16 protein-coding genes and 2 tRNA genes are annotated in these 19,657 nt (G+C 51.1%); 17 read left to right on the top strand and 1 reads right to left on the bottom strand.

Going from position 1 to position 19,657, the window contains the following annotated elements:
- The first annotated feature begins 2 nt into the window (after positions 1-2).
- The 9 genes from tssJ (at position 3) to GVO84_RS19965 (ending at position 8,549) form a co-directional block, all read left to right on the top strand.
- A complete protein-coding gene (gene tssJ / locus GVO84_RS20005; RefSeq protein ID WP_233469809.1) occupies positions 3-506 on the top strand; it encodes a type VI secretion system lipoprotein TssJ in 504 nt (167 codons plus the stop codon).
- Entirely contained in the window at positions 506-1,846 is a 1,341-nt protein-coding gene (gene tssK / locus GVO84_RS20000) for a type VI secretion system baseplate subunit TssK (protein WP_159515001.1), read from the top strand. The genes tssJ and tssK overlap by 1 nt, the downstream gene beginning before the upstream one ends.
- A 6-nt stretch (positions 1,847-1,852) precedes the next feature.
- Complete coding sequence (gene icmH / locus GVO84_RS19995) at positions 1,853-2,641, top strand: type IVB secretion system protein IcmH/DotU (RefSeq protein WP_159515000.1); 789 nt, start codon at positions 1,853-1,855, stop codon at positions 2,639-2,641.
- A gap of 41 nt (positions 2,642-2,682) precedes the next feature.
- Positions 2,683-4,968: a type VI secretion system ATPase TssH gene (tssH, locus tag GVO84_RS19990; protein WP_236545899.1), complete on the top strand. Its 2,286-nt coding sequence runs from the start codon at positions 2,683-2,685 to the stop codon at positions 4,966-4,968.
- A gap of 62 nt (positions 4,969-5,030) precedes the next feature.
- A complete protein-coding gene (locus GVO84_RS19985; protein ID WP_159514999.1) occupies positions 5,031-6,101 on the top strand; it encodes a hypothetical protein in 1,071 nt (356 codons plus the stop codon).
- 44 nt (positions 6,102-6,145) lie between these two features.
- Positions 6,146-7,072, top strand: a complete 927-nt coding sequence (locus GVO84_RS19980) for a DUF4123 domain-containing protein (RefSeq protein ID WP_159514998.1) — start codon at positions 6,146-6,148, stop codon at positions 7,070-7,072.
- A 286-nt stretch (positions 7,073-7,358) separates the two neighbouring features.
- Positions 7,359-7,877 carry an Hcp family type VI secretion system effector gene (locus GVO84_RS19975; RefSeq protein WP_059354212.1) on the top strand — a complete coding sequence of 173 codons (519 nt, stop codon included), beginning with the start codon at positions 7,359-7,361 and terminating at the stop codon, positions 7,875-7,877.
- Positions 7,878-8,120: 243 nt separating this feature from the next.
- Positions 8,121-8,453, top strand: coding sequence for a preprotein translocase subunit SecG (gene secG / locus GVO84_RS19970; RefSeq protein ID WP_023333590.1), 333 nt, complete (start codon positions 8,121-8,123; stop codon positions 8,451-8,453).
- A gap of 9 nt (positions 8,454-8,462) precedes the next feature.
- Positions 8,463-8,549: transfer RNA gene (locus GVO84_RS19965), tRNA-Leu, on the top strand.
- A 153-nt stretch (positions 8,550-8,702) separates the two neighbouring features.
- On the opposite strand, the gene argG is transcribed toward GVO84_RS19965, so the two are convergent.
- The gene (gene argG, locus GVO84_RS19960; RefSeq protein ID WP_159514997.1) at positions 8,703-10,049 is read right to left on the bottom strand and encodes an argininosuccinate synthase; all 1,347 of its coding nucleotides are present in this window, start codon (positions 10,047-10,049) and stop codon (positions 8,703-8,705) included.
- 287 nt (positions 10,050-10,336) lie between these two features.
- Here argG and GVO84_RS19955 point away from each other — a divergent pair.
- The 8 genes from GVO84_RS19955 (at position 10,337) to pnp (ending at position 19,582) form a co-directional block, all read left to right on the top strand.
- Positions 10,337-10,413 (top strand) — tRNA-Met (locus GVO84_RS19955).
- A 207-nt stretch (positions 10,414-10,620) separates the two neighbouring features.
- Positions 10,621-11,073, top strand: coding sequence for a ribosome maturation factor RimP (rimP, locus tag GVO84_RS19950; protein WP_032639709.1), 453 nt, complete (start codon positions 10,621-10,623; stop codon positions 11,071-11,073).
- A 28-nt stretch (positions 11,074-11,101) separates the two neighbouring features.
- A complete protein-coding gene (nusA, locus tag GVO84_RS19945) occupies positions 11,102-12,604 on the top strand; it encodes a transcription termination factor NusA (RefSeq protein ID WP_063143573.1) in 1,503 nt (500 codons plus the stop codon).
- Between the two features lie 24 nt (positions 12,605-12,628).
- On the top strand, positions 12,629-15,316 hold the full coding sequence (gene infB / locus GVO84_RS19940; RefSeq protein ID WP_159514996.1) for a translation initiation factor IF-2: 2,688 nt from the start codon (positions 12,629-12,631) through the stop codon (positions 15,314-15,316).
- 106 nt (positions 15,317-15,422) lie between these two features.
- On the top strand, positions 15,423-15,827 hold the full coding sequence (gene rbfA, locus GVO84_RS19935) for a 30S ribosome-binding factor RbfA (protein ID WP_003024988.1): 405 nt from the start codon (positions 15,423-15,425) through the stop codon (positions 15,825-15,827).
- Complete coding sequence (gene truB / locus GVO84_RS19930; protein ID WP_159514995.1) at positions 15,827-16,777, top strand: tRNA pseudouridine(55) synthase TruB; 951 nt, start codon at positions 15,827-15,829, stop codon at positions 16,775-16,777. Before rbfA ends, truB begins: the two co-directional genes overlap by 1 nt.
- A 154-nt stretch (positions 16,778-16,931) precedes the next feature.
- Positions 16,932-17,201 carry a 30S ribosomal protein S15 gene (gene rpsO / locus GVO84_RS19925; RefSeq protein WP_003861789.1) on the top strand — a complete coding sequence of 90 codons (270 nt, stop codon included), beginning with the start codon at positions 16,932-16,934 and terminating at the stop codon, positions 17,199-17,201.
- A 242-nt stretch (positions 17,202-17,443) separates the two neighbouring features.
- Entirely contained in the window at positions 17,444-19,582 is a 2,139-nt protein-coding gene (pnp, locus tag GVO84_RS19920; RefSeq protein WP_121424759.1) for a polyribonucleotide nucleotidyltransferase, read from the top strand.
- The last annotated feature ends 75 nt before the right edge of the window (positions 19,583-19,657 follow it).

The raw sequence follows: 19,657 nt of genomic DNA, 5'->3' as shown, positions 1-19,657 counted from the left end.
GAATGTTGATGACAGTTCAACTGCTCATTCTTTTTTCAGTGCTGCTCTCAGGGTGTAAAAATCCTCTCTGGCCTGCAGATGAAACGACGACTGTCTCGAAGCTTCCCTCACAGGTTGGGCTCACATTGTTGGCCGACAGTGACATCAACCCCAATGAGAGTCTGGCTGCTTCGCCCGCCTCTTTTCAGGTTATCTGGATGTCAGATGATTCCAAACTTTTAGCCACAGATATCGATCAGCTCACTACAAAAAAGCTGGAGGATGTCCTTGGCAAAAACTACCTGAACCACCAGGACTTCACCCTTATACCGGGGCAATATAAATATCTTCCCCCCGTTGAGCTGGATAAAGAAACACGATTCATAGGCGTTGCCGTTTATTTCAGTCAACCTAATGCGACGCAGTGGAAAAAAGTGATAAAAGTTTCACCGGTCGGCCATCGTTATCAAATTTTAATTCAGCTGCATAAGAATAGCGTAGATATTCTCAAGGAGAGCGAAGACTGATGTTAACCCGCAATCGAATTATCTGGGGGGAGGGGTTATTCATTAAGCCTCAACATTTTCAGCAGCAGCAGAGGCATAACGATTATTTGCTCTATACTTCGCTTTCAGCTTTAACTGAGCATTTTTACGGTGTATCTGAGCTTAAAATCAACGAAGATCACTTAAGCTTTGGCCGAGTTACACTTGTCTCGGCGTCAGGGATCATGCCCGACGGGACCTTCTTTAGCCTCCCTTATGAAGATGTTCTGCCTCTTCCATTACAGGTCTCAGAGGCTAACCTGGTTGGACAGGTTGTTTATCTCGCGGTACCTCTGGCGAGCGATCATATTCTTGAGATAAATACTTCTCAGGAGCATAACGGAAGCCGAACGCGCTATCAGGCGTGCCTTGAATCCGTTCGCGATCTGTATTCTCAGAGTGCAGAAATAGCGGCAGTGAATGTCGCTAAAGTTAACCTGCGGCTAATGCTGGAAAGTGAAGACAGAAGCACCTTTGCATCGATCCCTGTCGCGCGAATTGCGGATAAAAGACCTGATGGTAGTTTGCTGCTGGATCCGCATTTTATTCCAACCTGTTTGACCATTAATACCGTGACGCATTTGAAAAACTTTTTGTCTGAAGTCACCGGTCTGGTGGGGGAGCGGGCAAAAAACCTGGCTGACAGGATTGGATCTCCAGGCCAGCAAGGCGTCGCTGACGTGGCCGAATTCATGTTGCTGCAGCTCTTAAATCGTATGCGACCCGTCCTTGAGCATTTAAATAGCCGGGCCGTTTTGCACCCCGAACACCTTTTCACTTTGTTATCGGGATTTTGCGGCGAATTAATGACATTTACCGATATTAGCCGGTTGCCCAGGAGCATTCCGCACTATTTCCATGATGATTTACAGCGTAGTTTCCGCCCGCTTATGCTGGCACTCAGGCAGGCGCTGAGTACTGTTCTTTCACCTCGGGCACAATCTCTGCAATTACTTGAGCAGCGCTTTGGGGTATTTGTTGCTGCGGTGGCGCAAGAAGAATTACTCAGTGATGCCGATTTTGTACTCGCAGTAAGAGCAAACATGCCGCTTGATATTTTGAGTAAGCAGTTCATTCAGCAAAGCAAAATCGCAACGCCTGAAGCGATTATGAAACTGGTCAGCACGCATACGCAGGGGATTCCTCTTCGCCCGCTGGCAACCTCGCCTCGTCAATTGCCATACCATAATGGCTATATCTACTTCTCTTTAGATCGTCAAAGCCCTTACTGGCCCAGAGTGGGTACCCATACCGGGTTTGCTTTTCACATCGGCGGGAAGTTCCCGGAGCTGGATATGCAATTCTGGGCTATCAGGAGATAAATTCAAATGCATGCTTCACACACGACGTTTATTCAAGAGCCTGGCTTCAGGTACCCCCCAGTTTCCGGGGAGGTAGATGACTTTTCTGGCATGATTAACCATCCCAATCCGTTAATCAGAGAGTCGTCTCCTTTGCTGGGTTTTACTGTCCGGGTTAAAACATTGCTTGAGCCGCCTGATGATAAAAATCTTATCGATTTGGTTGAGCAGGATATTCGCCATATATTACGGCGCCTTGAAGCGGAGCGCTATGAACCGGGAGTATTAATATCCTGGAGTTATTTCTTCTGTACGTTTATTGATGAAATGGTTATGGCTCGCCCATGGGGAATCGAATGCTGGGCGCAACACACTTTGCTCGTGCGTTTTCACAGTGAAACCTGGGGCGGAGAAAAATGCTATCAACTTATAAACCGACTATTGCTCGAACCCTCACGCTACCATGACCTGCTGGAGTTTATTCATCTTTGTTTGTGCCTGGGCTTTCAGGGGCGCTACCGAATGACGGTGCAATACCAGGAAGAACGGGAACGCATTCTGCGGCTCATTCATCAGAAGTTACAAAGCGTCAGTGCACAGCAACCAGCAGAGCGTAACGTTCTTCTTGGCAATACGATCATTCACTTAGGCTCAACGGAACGAGAGAAGAAATATGGGCTAAGAGGATTGCTCTCGGTAAAGAAAATTGCCTGGCTGATGACTTTTATCGCGCTGGGGGGCTTTTTACTTTTCCATTGGCAGTTACATATTCAGACAGAAAATATCATAGACAGGCTAGATATTTTACTGCAGTAGGCCAATAAACCATTTTATATAAATATATCTAAGAGATAAAAATGATCAGGATTGAAATAGCCGCTCTTGTAGAGCGGTTGCATCCTCTCGTTCGTCGTGCGCTTGAGCAGGCAGCGGCGGTGAGTGTAAATCAACATGCAACTGAAATTAGCGTAATTCATTTATTAAATGAATTAATTGACACTCCGCTTTGTGATATTCGATTCATTTTCCATGAATATGGAATAGAGGCCGAGCGTGCAAAATCATTACTGCAGGTTAGTCCTCTCGATCGTACTGATTATCCGCAGTCATACCCTTCATTTTCGCCCCTGCTTGTCGAGTGGTTACAGGATAGCTGGTTACTGGCGTCAACGGAATTGAATCAACATGAACTGCGTAGCGGGGCTCTGTTTTTGGTCTTACTGACGCACCGTCATCGGTACCTTCCGGTTGATTTTTGCCGCTTGATCGAAGGAATCAACCGCGAGCAATTGACTGCAAAAATTAACTCCATCACCAGGGACTCGGCTGAAAATTGCACCACGGACGTATCCCCATCCCGAACGATACCAGCTAACCTCGGTGGTGAGGGCTCGCTACTTTCTCGGTTCACTACGGATATCACCGAGGCTGCGCGTGAGAACAGGCTTGACCCCGTTTTATGCCGGGATGAAGAGATAGATCTGATGATCGATATTCTTTGTCGTCGTCGCAAGAATAATCCCATCGTTGTTGGCGAAGCTGGCGTGGGCAAAAGTGCGCTTATTGAAGGGCTGGCGAGTCGTATCGTGGCGAACCAGGTGCCGGACCCGCTCAAAGGAACGGTGTTGCTTTCGTTGGATCTTGGCGCGATGCAAGCGGGAGCCTCAGTGAAAGGCGAATTCGAGAAGCGATTCAAAGGGATTATGCAGGAGATCTTTGACGCGCCAGCGCCAGTTATTTTGTTTATTGATGAAGCGCATACCTTGATAGGTGCGGGCAATACGCAGGGAGGGCTGGACGTTTCAAACTTACTCAAGCCTGCTCTGGCCAGAGGGGAGTTAAAAACGATCGCTGCCACGACCTGGCGGGAGTACAAAAAATACATTGAGAAAGACGCAGCATTAACCCGACGTTTCCAGCTTGTAAAAGTCAACGAACCAGATCTCGTTCAGGCAACAACCATTCTCCGGGGTTTGGTGGCTCGTTATGAACTCGCGCATAACGTTCTTGTTGATGACGAGGCGCTGGTCGCTGCGGTTCAATTAAGTGCTCGTTATCTTTCAGGCCGACAACTCCCTGATAAAGCTATCGATGTTCTTGATACCGCCTGTGCGCGCTGCGCAATTAACCTGACGGTTCCACCCCGAGAGTACACCAGGCTGGAAACCCGGTTGAAAGAGACTGAACAAGAAATTCATCATATTGAACGTGAGCAGCGTATCGGACTAAACGAATACGCGGAACGCTTGGGTGAGCTTTTTTCATTGCGTCAACGCCTACAGTCCGAACGGGAAATGCTCGAAAAGCAGTGGCAAAGCCAGAAGACGCTGGTTTCAGAAATAATCGCCTTGCGCCAGTCTCTTCTTAAAGAGGAGGCATCTTCCGATACCGCGTTGCAACTAGCGGGATGTGAAGAACAGCTGATTGCTTTACAAAAAACGCAAAAATGCCTTTCAGCACATGTCGACAGAGATCTGATTTCGTCAGTCATCGCCGAATGGACAGGCGTACCTCTACAGCAAATCACGCAAAATGAACTGAAGGTCATCACCGAGCTGCCTGACTTTCTTTCTAAAACCATTAAAGGTCAGGACCTTGCGATAGAACATCTTCATCGACATCTATTGACCGCGCGCGCCGATTTAAGGCGAACCGGACGTCCTTTGGGCGCTTTTTTGTTGGTGGGACCGAGCGGTGTTGGCAAAACCGAAACCGTATTACACCTCACTGAACTCCTTTTTGGAGGCCATGCCTGGTTAACGACCATCAATATGTCGGAGTTTCAGGAGAAACATACCGTTTCAAGACTTATTGGCTCTCCTCCGGGCTACGTTGGGTTCGGTGAGGGGGGGATCCTGACCGAGGCTATCCGTAAAAAGCCCTATTCAGTCGTGCTGCTGGATGAAGTCGAAAAAGCGCATCCAGACGTGCTGAATTTATTCTATCAAGCCTTTGATAAAGGGGAGATGGCGGATGGAGAAGGACAACTTATTGATTGTAAGAATATTGCCTTTTTCCTCACATCAAATCTCGGTTACCAGACAATAGTTGAAATGAGTGCTACTCCGCAGCAGATATGGGTACTGGAAAGCATCAAGATGCGTAAAGGTGCTGATGAAGATATCCAGATGTTTGCTCAATAACGGGCTGAAGGTTTTCTGCTTACCAGAGCGGTTCGGTATAGGTTCTCGAAAGGGGAAGAGAAATGAATAGAAAATGGTCAGCGGTAATAGTCTTAAGCGTTGCGATGATGTTGCAAGGGTGTGGTCATATCGCAGAAGGAAAGGATTCTATGACGGAAAATAAACTATCAGTTCAGAAACACTGTTTTGGACGTTATGAAGTTGAACTGCCTGATTACATGTATATGTACAGCGGAAATTATTGGTTTGAAAATTTTAATGTTGAAATAGTAACAGCGATAAGATCTGATAATCCGGGTCTTGAAAAGGATTGGGTAAAATATGTTAAAGATTCTATTGCTCCTGATTTGCGCAAAGGAATGAGTTCTTATGGCAGTAAAATATCTCACCAAGATATGAAAAGTGACCCACGTGTCATTATGGAATATATAGAAACTACAAATGACGTTAGCTCCCTAAGTTCACTTTACTTATTTCGTACCTTTTATTTAAAGGAAATAAAGGAACATAAGGAGTGGCTCGTTATAGACGGAAAAGGAATCCAGCTACAGCGGCCACTATCAGAAGATCAACTCCGCCAGCAGGTCCAGCGTAAGCTGGATGCTGAAATGGATGATATTAATAAAATCACCTACAAACCGTACCCTCACTATGCCCCCGGTTTCTGCCTGGATAACGAATATCACTACTATCCAGGGCGGCTCGAAAAGAACGAGTTCTATCACATGGTCTGGCACTCAAAGCGGGAAGGTTCAAAAACCTTCCTGTCAGTGGATGTGGAAAATTATCAAAAAGGACAGGAATCCAAACTCGAAAGCCGCGTCTCCAAGGGCAAACTCCTGCAGCTTTTCTTCCCGAGCACAACCGTTGACGTGGGCGGTATGAAGGGCGAACTGTACACCAGCCGCGATAAAAGCAACCCGTCAGCCCGGGAGTTTCAGTGGATCCCGAGCCATGTGGAGACCGGAAATCATATGAAGCCGCTGATAAAGATCGCCGGCAGGTTTGACACCCGCGATCTGCCGCCAGAATTGCGGGACAAGGTCAGCGGTGAAGAGCTGGCTATGTGGGTACTGGAAAGCATTAAGATGCGTAAAGGTGCTGACGAAGATATCCAGATGTACGGTCATTAATCACGGTAAAGGCGCCGTTGAAGGCGGCGTCAAAAGGAGAATAAATGGAAAAGTCGTTCTGGCATTTACGTGATGAAGACCGCCTGGTACTTGAGCAGGGAAGGGAGAAAGCCGCTATTTTTAATGCCCTGCGGGATGTGATGAGGCGGGATGATATTCCTGCTCCGCCGTCAGGTCCAGAAGGGCTGTACTGGCTGGAGGAACAGGTGAAGCGTGCAAGCGCGCTTAACGTGCTGACCCGAGAAGGCTTTGCGCGGTTATTAACAATTTCACTGACTGGTGGAGAGCCTTTCTGGCGACAGGAGGAAGTACAAACTCTGTTGAGCAAAGGAGAGGCAGGCTCGGAAAAATGGGCGGTGTTAGAAGAACTGGCCTCACTGAACACGACTCCAGTCGCAGGCGGGCAACCGGTTAAAATCGACGTTACGCAAAATACGCTCTATAGGCTGTGCGAGGCGGGTCTGCCCTTATGGGTTATTGTTGATAACGCCCTTGATGCATCAGTCCTGGGAATGGCCGATGCATTAGAGGTAGCGAATTACTCGCTGTTTCGTGCGGATGAGCAAGCGCTGGCTGTCAAAGGGCCGTGGTTGCTGGCGGCATGGACCAGGCCGAGGCTGGTTCAATACATACTCTCAAGGCCGGAGTATGGTTTTAACGCGCTTTGGCTGGTGGCAGATGTGGAGGATCCCGAGCAGCTGATCCGTCATCTCCAGGGATTACTCTATATAAAGGAAGAGGGTGGGGCATCGAATCGGTTCCGTTTTTATGATCCACGGGTGTTTAACCATTGGCTGCATAACCTGGCCGCTATTCGTCTTGACGATTTTTTTGGCCCGGTGCAAATGTGGATAAGCCCGGATCCGAATCCGCTTATGACGGCGCAGCGTGCATTTCAGTATAAATTGCTAGATGGACATTTGAATTGTTGTGAACTCGCTTTGCAACGCTGTCTAAATGACGAGCAATAATATAGATGTCATAAATTCCTTCTGATGAATTTAAGTAAAAAAGAGCTTTATTATTTTCCACGCTTATATTTGATAAAAAATGGAAAGTTTTTTCCGTGAGGAAGATTCTTTCTTCATGATTTTTTACATTTTATGAATGCATGAGAAATTTATTGCTAACTGACCATGGTACTTTTTTTCCAGAGACGTTGTGCTCTGCGGAATGTTGAGCGATCTCTTAAGGAGTGAAAATAAACAGGATGTTTGTTTTCACAAAGTCGATGGTTATTTTTCAAAGGAAATTGAAATGCCAACTCCATGTTATATCTCAATCCAGGGGAAAACCCAGGGCAACATCACTTCCGGCGCGTTCACGTCTGACTCTGTCGGTAACATCTATGTTCAGGGGCACGAGGATCAGATGCTGGTGCAGGAATTTGAACATGTCGTAACGGTTCCGACTGATCCACAGTCAGGCCAGCCATCAGGTCAGCGCGCGCATAAACCGTTTAGATTCACCGTTGCACTGAACAAAGCGGTTCCTCTTCTTTATAACGCACTGGCTTCAGGGGAGATGCTGCCTAAAGTTGAAATGAAATGGTACCGCACGTCAATTGAAGGGAAGCAGGAACACTTTTTCTCAACCATCCTGGATGACGCGACCATTGTGGATATCGACTGCCAGATGCCGCATTGTCAGGATCTGCAGAAGGCGGAGTTTACGCAATTGGTAAAAGTCTCTCTGGCTTACCGGAAGATTACCTGGGAACACACGGTATCAGGCACGTCCGGTGCTGACGACTGGCGTGCGCCAATCGAAGCGTAATACAAAGCGCGCGCAAGCGCGCTTATTGGCTAAGTGCTTAAAAGTGAGGTAGTTGCAGCTCTATTTTTAAGCTTTTAATGGCTTTTTGCTGTTTTTTTCCGCAGTTGATACAATGCGTCAAAATTGCCCTTGCGAAGGCCATTCGCTTTGGTTAGTATTCACACCCGCTTCAGTGGGAAACAAAAATCCTGCTAATTGGTCGAAGCATTGGTATGCGGCAAATCCGCAAGGAACAGGTTGATTATGTACGAAGCTCTTTTAGTTATTTTCCTTATTGTAGCCATCGCTCTCGTAGCGCTGATTATGCTGCAGCAAGGTAAAGGCGCTGATATGGGAGCCTCCTTCGGAGCAGGCGCTTCCGGTACGCTGTTTGGCTCAAGTGGTTCTGCGAACTTCATGACCCGCACAACGGCGATTCTGGCTACGCTGTTCTTCATCATCAGTCTGGTGCTTGGCAATATCAACAGCAATAAGACCAGCAAAGGAAGCGAGTGGGAAAACCTGAGCGCGCCAGCGAAAACTGAGCAGACTCAGCCAGCTGCACCGGCTAAGCCAACCAGCGATATCCCGCACTAAGTATTCTGTACCGAGGTGGTGGAATTGGTAGACACGCTACCTTGAGGTGGTAGTGCCCTAACGGGCTTGTGGGTTCGAGTCCCATCCTCGGTACCAATATTCCAGAAAAAAGACGTCGAAAGACGTCTTTTTTTTCGTCTGTATATTGTGGTGGCGGCCAAAATGGCGGGTGGCGCTGCGCTTACCCGCCCTACAAATACCATATAAAAAAGGCGCCCTGTGGGCGCCTTTTGCATGCTTTGCTACCGATTACTTCTTATCGCTGTGTTCCAGGTTCTCAACCTGCGGCAGGCCGTTACCGGAACTGGCGGAGAGCAGGCCATTCTCAACATAGTTGAACAGCTTCTCGCGGGTATCGGTGATGTCCAGATTACGCATGGTCAGCTGACCGATACGATCGTCCGGAGAGAAGACTGAATCACCTTTCTCCATGGTCAGACGCTCTGCTTTATAGGTCAGGTTGTCAGACACGGTATTCAGGATGGAGTAGTCGTTACCGCGGCGCAGTTCCAGCGTCACTTCACCGGTGATCGCGCTTGCCACCCAACGCTGCAGCGCATCGCGCAGCATCAGCGCCTGTGGATCGAACCAGCGGCCCTGATACAGCAGTTTACCCAGCTGACGGCCATGAGAGTGGTACTGCTCAATGGTGTCTTCGTTGTGAATGCCGGTCAGCAGACGCTCGTATGCGATGTGCAGCAGCGCCATTCCCGGGGCTTCATAGATGCCGCGGCTTTTCGCTTCGATGATGCGGTTTTCAATCTGATCGCTCATGCCCAGACCGTGACGACCGCCAATACGGTTAGCTTCCAGCATCAGCTCAACATCATTAGAGAAGGTTTTACCGTTCAGCGCAACCGGATGGCCGCGTTCGAAACGCACGGTTACTTCTTCAGCCTGGATTTTGACGTTCTCGTCCCAGAACTTCACGCCCATGATCGGGTTAACGATCTTCACGCTGGAGTTCAGGAATTCCAGGTCTTTCGCTTCGTGCGTCGCGCCCAGCATGTTGGAGTCGGTGGAATAGGCTTTCTCGACCGACATCTTATAGTCGAAACCGCAGGCGATCATAAACTCGGACATCTCATGGCGGCCACCCAGCTCGTCGATGAAGTCGGTGTCCAGCCACGGCTTGTAGATCTGCAGTTCGGCGTTGGTCAGCAGGCCATAACGATAGAAACGTTCAATATCGTTACCTTTATAGGTGCTACCGTCACCCCAGATATTGACGCCGTCTTCTTTCATCGCAGCAACCAGCATGGTGCCGGTGACCGCACGGCCCAGCGGGGTGGTGTTGAAATAGGTCAGGCCGCCGGTGGTGTTATGGAACGCACCACACTGAATAGCCGCGATACCTTCAGCGACCAGTTGCTTACGGCAGTCAATCAGGCGCGCGTTCTCTGCACCATACTCTTTAGCGCGACGAGGAATGGCATCATAGTCGTCCTCATCCGGCTGACCCAGGTTCGCAGTATAGGCATACGGAACCGCTCCCTTCTGGCGCATCCACAGCAGTGCAGCGCTGGTATCCAGGCCACCTGAGAAAGCGATGCCAATACGTTGTCCAACCGGAAGATGCTTGAGAATCGTCGTCATAGAATAAAACCCTGCTTGATTGACTGATTAGAGACCGCTTTCGCTCTCTTGTGCATTTTTATGCAAAATAAGTGAGTATTCATTTAATCATCTTTTGGCGAAGACCGGAAGAGAGTCGTGCGTTTTTTGTAAAAATTTTGGTCTGATCGCTCTGGCGGAAGTTGGGTTGACAGGTGGGGTCAACTATCAATATACTAAACGCCGATTTTACGTCCCGTCTTCGGTACCAAATCCCAGCATTATTTGCAAATTCTGTCCAAAACGCGTAGAATTTGCCACGTTTCAGGCGCGGGGTGGAGCAGCCTGGTAGCTCGTCGGGCTCATAACCCGAAGGTCGTCGGTTCAAATCCGGCCCCCGCAACCACTTTCCCATAAAGTTCTTTTTCAAATATACTGTGAAGACTTAGAGCCTTCGTAGCTGGATTTGAAAAAATTCTTTCGGAAAGTGCTCCAGGCCACAGTTGTGGCTATAGGGTTCAGTTATCTAAAGCCCCGATTTATCGGGGTTTTTTGTTATCTGACTACAGAATAACTGGGCTTTACGCCCTTTTTTTATGTCTTGGGGGTGGGCTTGTCCACATTAGAGCAAAAATTAACAGAGATGATTACTGCACCGGTCGAAGCACTGGGCTACGAACTGGTCGGCATCGAATTCGTTCGCGGCCGTACATCGACGCTGCGCATCTATATTGATAGTGAAGATGGCATCAATGTTGATGATTGTGCTGATGTCAGCCACCAGGTGAGTGCGGTTCTTGATGTTGAAGACCCGATTACCGTTGCGTACAACCTGGAAGTTTCCTCACCTGGCCTCGATCGCCCGATGTTCACGGCCGAGCACTACGTGCGCTTTACCGGTGAAGAAGTGGCTCTCGTTCTGCGTATGGCCGTACAGAACCGCCGTAAATGGCAGGGAATTATCAAAGCCGTTGATGGTGAAATGATCACGGTGACAGTCGACGGCAAAGATGAAGTGTTCGCGCTGAGTAATATCCAGAAGGCGAACCTGGTTCCCCACTTTTAACAGTCTGGATTGAGGTGAAAAGCCCGCGATGAACAAAGAAATTTTGGCTGTTGTTGAAGCCGTCTCCAACGAGAAATCACTGCCGCGTGAGAAGATTTTCGAAGCGCTGGAAAGTGCACTGGCTACTGCAACCAAGAAAAAATACGAACAAGAGATCGATGTTCGCGTAGAAATCGATCGTAAAAGCGGTGACTTCGATACATTCCGTCGTTGGGTAATCGTAGAAGAAGTGACCCAGCCGACCAAAGAGATCACGCTGGAAGCCGCCCGTTTTGAAGACGAAAGTCTGAACGTAGGCGAGTACGTTGAAGATCAGATTGAATCTGTCACCTTCGACCGTATCACGACCCAGACCGCTAAACAGGTAATCGTGCAGAAAGTTCGCGAAGCCGAGCGCGCGCTGGTTGTCGATCAGTTCCGCGATCAGGAAGGCGAAATCATCACCGGTGTGGTGAAGAAAGTGAACCGCGACAACATCTCCCTGGAGATCAAATCCGAAGGGTTGCCGGGTAACGCTGAAGCCGTGATCCTGCGTGAAGATATGCTGCCGCGTGAAAACTTCCGTCCGGGCGACCGTATTCGCGGCGTTCTGTACGCCGTTCGCCCTGAAGCGCGTGGCGCACAGCTGTTCGTGACCCGTTCTAAACCAGAAATGCTGGTAGAACTGTTCCGTATCGAAGTACCGGAAATCGGTGAAGAAGTTATCGAGATTAAAGCGGCGGCTCGCGATCCGGGCTCCCGTGCGAAAATTGCGGTGAAAACCAACGACAAGCGTATCGACCCGGTCGGTGCTTGCGTCGGTATGCGCGGTGCGCGTGTCCAGGCAGTTTCTACTGAGCTGGGCGGCGAACGTATTGATATCGTTCTGTGGGATGACAACCCGGCGCAGTTCGTGATCAACGCAATGGCTCCAGCTGATGTGGCGTCTATCGTTGTTGACGAAGACAAACACACCATGGATATCGCTGTTGAAGCGGGCAACCTGGCGCAGGCAATCGGCCGTAACGGTCAGAACGTACGCCTGGCGTCACAGCTGAGCGGCTGGGAACTCAACGTTATGACCGTTGATGACCTGCAGGCTAAGCATCAGGCTGAAGCCCATGCGGCGATCGATACCTTCACTAAATACCTGGATATTGACGAAGACTTCGCCACTGTTCTGGTTGAAGAAGGTTTCTCTACGCTGGAAGAACTGGCCTATGTGCCAATGAAAGAGCTGCTGGAAATTGACGGTCTGGATGAACAGACTGTTGAAGCCCTGCGTGAACGCGCTAAAAACGCACTGACCACCCTGGCGCTGGCTCAGGAAGAAAGCCTTGGCGATAAGAAGCCGGCTGATGACCTGCTGAATCTGGAAGGTCTTGATCGTGCGATTGCGTTCAAGCTGGCTGCCCGTGGTGTTTGTACGCTGGAAGATCTCGCTGAGCAAGGCGTTGATGACCTGGCTGATATCGAAGGTTTAACCGACGAGAAAGCCGGCGAGCTCATCATGGCCGCACGTAATATTTGCTGGTTCGGCGACGAAGCGTAATAAACTGTAGCAGGAAGGAACAGCATGACTGATGTAACTGTAAAATCGCTGGCTGCTGAGATTCAGACCTCCGTGGACCGCCTGGTACAGCAATTTGCTGATGCAGGGATCCCGAAGTCCGCTGATGACTCGGTGACCGCGCAAGAAAAACAAACCTTGTTAACGCACCTGAACCGTGAACACGGTTCTACGCCTGACAAGTTAACGCTGCAGCGCAAAACGCGTAGCACGTTAAACATCCCTGGTACCGGTGGCAAAAGCAAATCGGTACAAATTGAAGTCCGCAAGACGCGCACCTTTGTAAAACGTGATCCGCAAGAGGCAGAACGCCTTGCCGCGGAAGAGCAGGCACAGCGTGAAGCGGAAGAACAAGCTCAGCGTGAGGCGGAAGCAACCGCCAAACGTGAAGCAGAATTAAAAGCTGAACGTGAGGCCGCAGAAAAAGCGAAACGCGACGCAAGTGATAAAGTGAAGCGTGACGCTGCGGAAAAAGACAAAGTGAGCAATCAACAGACAGACGAAATGACCAAAACCGCCCAGGCTGAAAAAGCCCGCCGTGAAAATGAAGCTGCCGAGCTGAAGCGTAAAGCGGAAGAAGAAGCCCGCCGTAAGCTGGAAGAAGAAGCTCGCCGCGTCGCCGAAGAAGCGCGCCGCATGGCAGAAGAAAACGAGAAGAATGGTGTGAATACCGTTGAGCCGACTGAAGACACCAGCGACTATCACGTGACCACTTCTCAGCATGCGCGTCAGGCTGAAGATGATAACGACCGTGAAGTTGAAGGCGGTCGCGGCCGTGGCCGTAATGCAAAAGCTGCGCGTCCGGCGAAAAAAGGCAACAAGCACGCTGAATCCAAAGCTGATCGTGAAGAAGCACGCGCGGCTGTTCGCGGCGGTAAAGGCGGCAAGCGTAAAGGTTCCGCTCTGCAGCAGGGCTTCCAGAAGCCAGCTCAGGCGGTTAACCGTGACGTCGTGATTGGCGAAACCATCACCGTTGGCGATCTGGCGAACAAGATGGCGGTTAAAGGCTCTCAGGTCATCAAAGCGATGATGAAACTGGGTGCCATGGCCACCATCAACCAGGTGATCGATCAGGAAACCGCACAGCTGGTTGCTGAAGAGATGGGCCACAAAGTTATTCTGCGTCGTGAAAACGAGCTGGAAGAAGCAGTAATGAGCGACCGTGATACTGGCGCTGCGGCTGAACCGCGTGCACCGGTTGTGACCATCATGGGTCACGTTGACCACGGTAAAACCTCTCTGCTTGACTACATTCGTTCTACTAAGGTTGCCTCTGGTGAAGCGGGTGGTATTACCCAGCACATCGGTGCTTACCACGTAGAAACCGAAAACGGCATGATCACCTTCCTGGATACCCCAGGCCACGCAGCGTTTACCTCAATGCGTGCTCGTGGTGCTCAGGCAACGGATATCGTTGTCCTGGTTGTTGCAGCAGACGACGGCGTGATGCCACAGACCATTGAAGCTATCCAGCACGCGAAAGCGGCGCAGGTGCCTCTGGTTGTTGCAGTCAACAAGATCGATAAGCCAGAAGCCGATCTGGACCGCGTGAAGAACGAACTGTCTCAGTACGGCGTTATGCCGGAAGAGTGGGGCGGTGAAGCGCAGTTCATCCCAGTATCTGCTAAAGCGGGTACCGGTATTGACGACCTGCTGAACGCGATCCTGCTGCAGGCTGAAGTTCTGGAGCTGAAAGCGATCCGTAATGGTATGGCGAGCGGCGCGGTGATCGAATCCTTCCTGGATAAAGGTCGTGGCCCGGTTGCAACCGTTCTGGTTCGTGAAGGTACCCTGAACAAGGGCGACATCGTTCTGTGTGGCTTCGAATACGGCCGCGTTCGTGCGATGCGTAACGAACTGGGTCAGGAAGTTCTGGAAGCGGGTCCGTCCATTCCAGTGGAAATCCTGGGTCTGTCCGGTGTTCCGGCTGCCGGTGACGAAGTGACCGTTGTGCGTGACGAGAAGAAAGCGCGTGAAGTGGCACTGTATCGTCAGGGCAAATTCCGTGAAGTTAAACTGGCTCGTCAGCAGAAATCTAAACTCGAGAACATGTTTGCCAACATGACCGAGGGCGAAGTTCACGAAGTGAACATCGTTCTGAAAGCTGACGTACAGGGTTCTGTGGAAGCGATCTCCGACTCCTTGCTGAAACTGTCTACCGACGAAGTGAAAGTGAAGATCATCGGTTCTGGCGTAGGTGGTATCACCGAAACCGACGCGACCCTGGCTGCTGCGTCCAACGCTATCCTGGTTGGCTTCAACGTTCGTGCGGATGCGTCTGCGCGTAAAGTAATTGAAGCCGAAAGCCTGGATCTGCGTTACTACTCCGTCATCTATAACCTGATCGACGAAGTGAAAGCAGCGATGAGCGGCATGCTGTCTCCTGAGCTGAAACAGCAGATCATCGGTCTGGCTGAAGTACGTGACGTGTTCAAATCACCGAAATTCGGTGCGATCGCGGGCTGTATGGTTACCGAAGGTAACATCAAGCGTCACAACCCAATCCGCGTACTGCGTGACAACGTGGTTATCTACGAAGGCGAGCTGGAATCCCTGCGCCGCTTCAAAGATGACGTTAACGAAGTCCGTAACGGCATGGAATGTGGTATCGGCGTGAAGAACTACAACGACGTTCGCGTTGGCGATATGATCGAAGTGTTCGAGATCATCGAAATTCAGCGTACCATCGCGTAATCTTCGTCGACAGAAGATTGTTTAGCGTAGGCCGGGTAAGCGAAGCGCCACCCGGCAATAATTTAAAAAAGGGGCTTTAGCCCCTTTTTTGTCTGGAGAATTTATTATGGCGAAAGAATTTGGTCGCCCTCAGCGCGTAGCGCAGGAAATGCAGAAAGAGATCGCACTCATTCTGCAACGTGAAATTAAAGACCCGCGCGTCGGCATGATGACCACCGTTTCCGGTGTCGAAATGTCCCGCGATCTGGCGTATGCAAAAGTGTTCGTCACCTTCCTGAACGATCAGGACGAAGCGGCAGTAAAAAACGGCATTAAAGCGCTGCAGGAAGCCTCTGGCTTCATCCGCTCCCTGCTTGGCAAAGCGATGCGCCTGCGTATCGTGCCTGAACTGACCTTCTTCTACGACAACTCGCTGGTCGAAGGTATGCGTATGTCCAACCTGGTGACCAGCGTGGTGAAACATGACGACGAGCGTCGTGTTAACCCGGCGGACGACAGCAAGGAGGACTGATGAGTCGTCCTCGTCGTCGCGGTCGCGACGTGCACGGTGTGCTGCTGCTGGATAAACCCCAGGGCGCTTCCAGCAACGACGTGCTGCAAAAAGTTAAGCGTATTTATAACGCCAACCGTGCGGGCCATACGGGCGCGCTGGATCCGCTGGCAACCGGCATGCTGCCGGTCTGCCTGGGAGAGGCGACAAAGTTTTCCCAGTACCTGCTCGACTCCGATAAGCGTTACCGCGTTATCGCTAAACTGGGCCAGCGCACGGACACCTCCGACGCGGATGGCCAGGTGGTGGAAGAGCGCCCGGTGACCTTCAGCGCGGAACAGCTTGATGCTGCGCTGGAAAGCTTCCGTGGTGACACGATGCAGGTGCCGTCGATGTATTCTGCGCTGAAATATCAGGGCAAGAAGCTCTACGAATATGCGCGCCAGGGCATTGACGTTCCGCGTGAAGCCCGCCCGATAACCGTGTACGAGCTGCTGTTTATTCGCCATGAAGGCGATGAGCTGGAGCTGGAAGTGCACTGTTCGAAAGGGACCTATATTCGCACCATCATCGACGATCTCGGTGAAAAGCTGGGCTGCGGCGCGCATGTGATCTACCTGCGTCGTCTGGCGGTGAGCAAGTACCCGGTGGAGCGGATGGTGACCCTGGAACATCTGCACGCGCTAGTTGAACAGGCGGAAGCGCAGGGGATCGCGCCGGCAGATTTGCTGGATCCATTGCTGATGCCGATGGACAGTCCGGCAGCGGACTTCCCGGTTGTTAATCTTCCTTTAACATCGTCCGTTTACTTTAAGAACGGCAACCCGGTTCGTACGGCACAAGCGCCGCTGGAAGGACTGGTACGCGTGACGGAAGGTGACGAAGGGAAATTCATCGGCATGGGCGAAATGGACGGTGAAGGGCGCGTTGCGCCGCGTCGCCTGGTCGTCGAATATCCGGTCGACGCGTGACGGTGATAACGGCTCACCTTGCGATAAGCAGGGGAGACGAGTAGAATATCGCCGCTTAACGCCTGGTAAATTGTTTAACAATCTGCGGGGCGTACATTGGATTGCTGAATTAGAGATCGGCATCCTTACATTCTTTATACTTTGGAGTTTGAAAATGTCTCTAAGCGTTGAAGCTAAAGCTAAAATCGTTTCTGAGTTTGGTCGTGGTACTAACGACAGCGGTTCTACCGAAGTTCAGGTTGCACTGCTGACTGCACAGATTAACCACCTGCAGGGTCACTTTGCAGAGCACAAAAAAGATCACCACAGCCGTCGTGGTCTGCTGCGTATGGTTTCTCAGCGTCGTAAACTGCTCGACTACCTGAAACGTAAAGATGTTGCACGCTACACCGCGCTGATCGAGCGTCTGGGTCTGCGTCGCTAAGTCTTGCGAGTTTCAGAAAAGGGGGCCTGATGGCCCCTTTTTTCAACCAGACGGCAGCAATTCACTGGAAACTATTGTATTGTTGCTATAAATGATCTTCATTGCAGAGGTTCGCGCGGCTAATGAGAGGCTTCACCCATGGGGGTGTTGGTTGTCATTAGTCGCGAGGATGCGAAGAAGGTCGGGTTAAATCGACAGCACACCGGTGGTGTGCTGTCAAACATTTAAGAAAGGACAGAACTTTGCTGAATCCGATCGTTCGTAAATTCCAGTATGGTCAACATACCGTCACGCTGGAAACCGGCATGATGGCACGTCAGGCTACTGCTGCCGTTATGGTAAGCATGGATGACACTGCGGTATTCGTTACCGTTGTTGGCCAGAAAAAAGCTAAACCAGGTCAGGACTTCTTCCCGCTGACCGTTAACTACCAGGAGCGTACCTACGCTGCCGGTAAAATCCCGGGTGGTTTCTTCCGTCGTGAAGGCCGTCCAAGCGAAGGCGAAACCCTGATTGCGCGTCTGATTGACCGCCCGGTTCGTCCGCTGTTCCCGGAAGGCTTCGTTAACGAAGTACAGGTTATCGCGACCGTTGTTTCCGTTAACCCACAGGTTAACCCGGACATCGTTGCCATGATCGGCGCATCTGCTGCCCTGTCACTGTCTGGTATTCCATTCAATGGCCCAATCGGTGCCGCGCGCGTTGGCTACATCAACGACCAGTACGTGCTGAACCCAACTCAGGAAGAGCTGAAAGAAAGTAAGTTGGACCTGGTTGTTGCGGGTACTGAAGCCGCTGTGCTGATGGTTGAATCCGAAGCTGAGTTGCTGAGCGAAGACCAGATGCTGGGCGCTGTGGTATTTGGCCACGAGCAGCAGCAAATCGTTATCCAGAACATCAACGACCTGGTGAAAGAAGCCGGTAAACCACGTTGGGACTGGCAGCCAGAAGCGGCAAACGACGCGCTGAACGCACGCGTTGCAGCCCTGGCAGAATCTCGTCTGAGCGATGCATACCGCATCACTGACAAGCAGGAGCGTTACGCTCAGGTTGACGTGATCAAGTCTGAAACTATCGCGACGCTGGTTGCTGAAGACGAAGCGCTGGACGCTAACGAACTGAGCGACATCCTGCACGCTATCGAGAAAAACGTTGTTCGTAGCCGCGTACTGGCAGGCGAGCCGCGTATCGATGGCCGCGAAAAAGACATGATCCGTGGTCTGGATGTGCGTACTGGCGTTCTGCCACGTACTCACGGTTCCGCGCTGTTCACCCGTGGCGAAACGCAGGCGCTGGTTACCGCGACCCTGGGTACCGCACGTGACGCACAGAACATTGACGAACTGATGGGCGAGCGCACTGACAGCTTCCTGTTCCACTACAACTTCCCTCCGTACTCCGTAGGTGAGACCGGTATGGTTGGCTCGCCGAAGCGTCGTGAAATTGGTCACGGTCGTCTGGCGAAGCGCGGCGTGCTGGCAGTGATGCCAGAAGCTGACAAATTCCCGTACACCGTTCGTGTGGTTTCTGAAATCACCGAATCCAACGGTTCCTCTTCCATGGCTTCCGTGTGTGGTGCCTCTCTGGCGCTGATGGATGCAGGCGTGCCAATCAAAGCCGCCGTTGCGGGTATCGCAATGGGTCTGGTGAAAGAAGGCGACAACTTCGTTGTTCTGTCTGACATTCTGGGCGACGAAGACCACCTGGGCGATATGGACTTCAAAGTAGCGGGTTCCCGCGAAGGTATCTCTGCGCTGCAGATGGATATCAAAATTGAAGGTATCACCAAAGAGATCATGCAGGTTGCTCTGAACCAGGCTAAAGGTGCGCGTCTGCACATCCTGGGCGTGATGGAACAGGCGATTAACGCGCCGCGTGGCGACATTTCTCAGTTCGCTCCACGTATCCACACCATCAAGATCAATCCAGACAAGATCAAAGATGTTATCGGTAAGGGCGGTTCCGTAATCCGTGCGCTGACCGAAGAGACTGGCACCACGATCGAAATCGAAGATGACGGTACTGTGAAGATCGCAGCAACCGACGGCGAGAAAGCGAAATTCGCTATCCGTCGCATCGAAGAAATCACTGCAGAGATCGAAGTGGGCCGCGTCTACGCAGGTAAAGTGACCCGTATCGTTGACTTTGGCGCGTTCGTTGCCATCGGTGGCGGTAAAGAAGGTCTGGTTCACATCTCTCAGATCGCTGACAAGCGCGTTGAGAAAGTGACCGATTACCTGCAGATGGGTCAGGAAGTCCCGGTGAAAGTTCTGGAAGTTGATCGCCAGGGCCGTATCCGTCTGAGCATTAAAGAAGCAACCGAGCAGTCTCAGCCAGCTGCTGCGCCAGAAGCACAGGCAGCAGAACAGCAAGGCGAGTAAGTTGCCATTTGCCCTCCGCTTTGCGGAGGGCCTATTATCAGGCAGGACGCCTTGTTAAGCCGCCGGGGGACAGGA

Source organism: Enterobacter sp. SM3, from assembly GCF_009811935.2.
Lineage (GTDB): Bacteria > Pseudomonadota > Gammaproteobacteria > Enterobacterales > Enterobacteriaceae > Enterobacter > Enterobacter asburiae_D.
The sequence above is the reverse complement of the archived record's forward strand: the minus strand, read 5'-3'. Positions and strand labels throughout refer to the sequence as shown.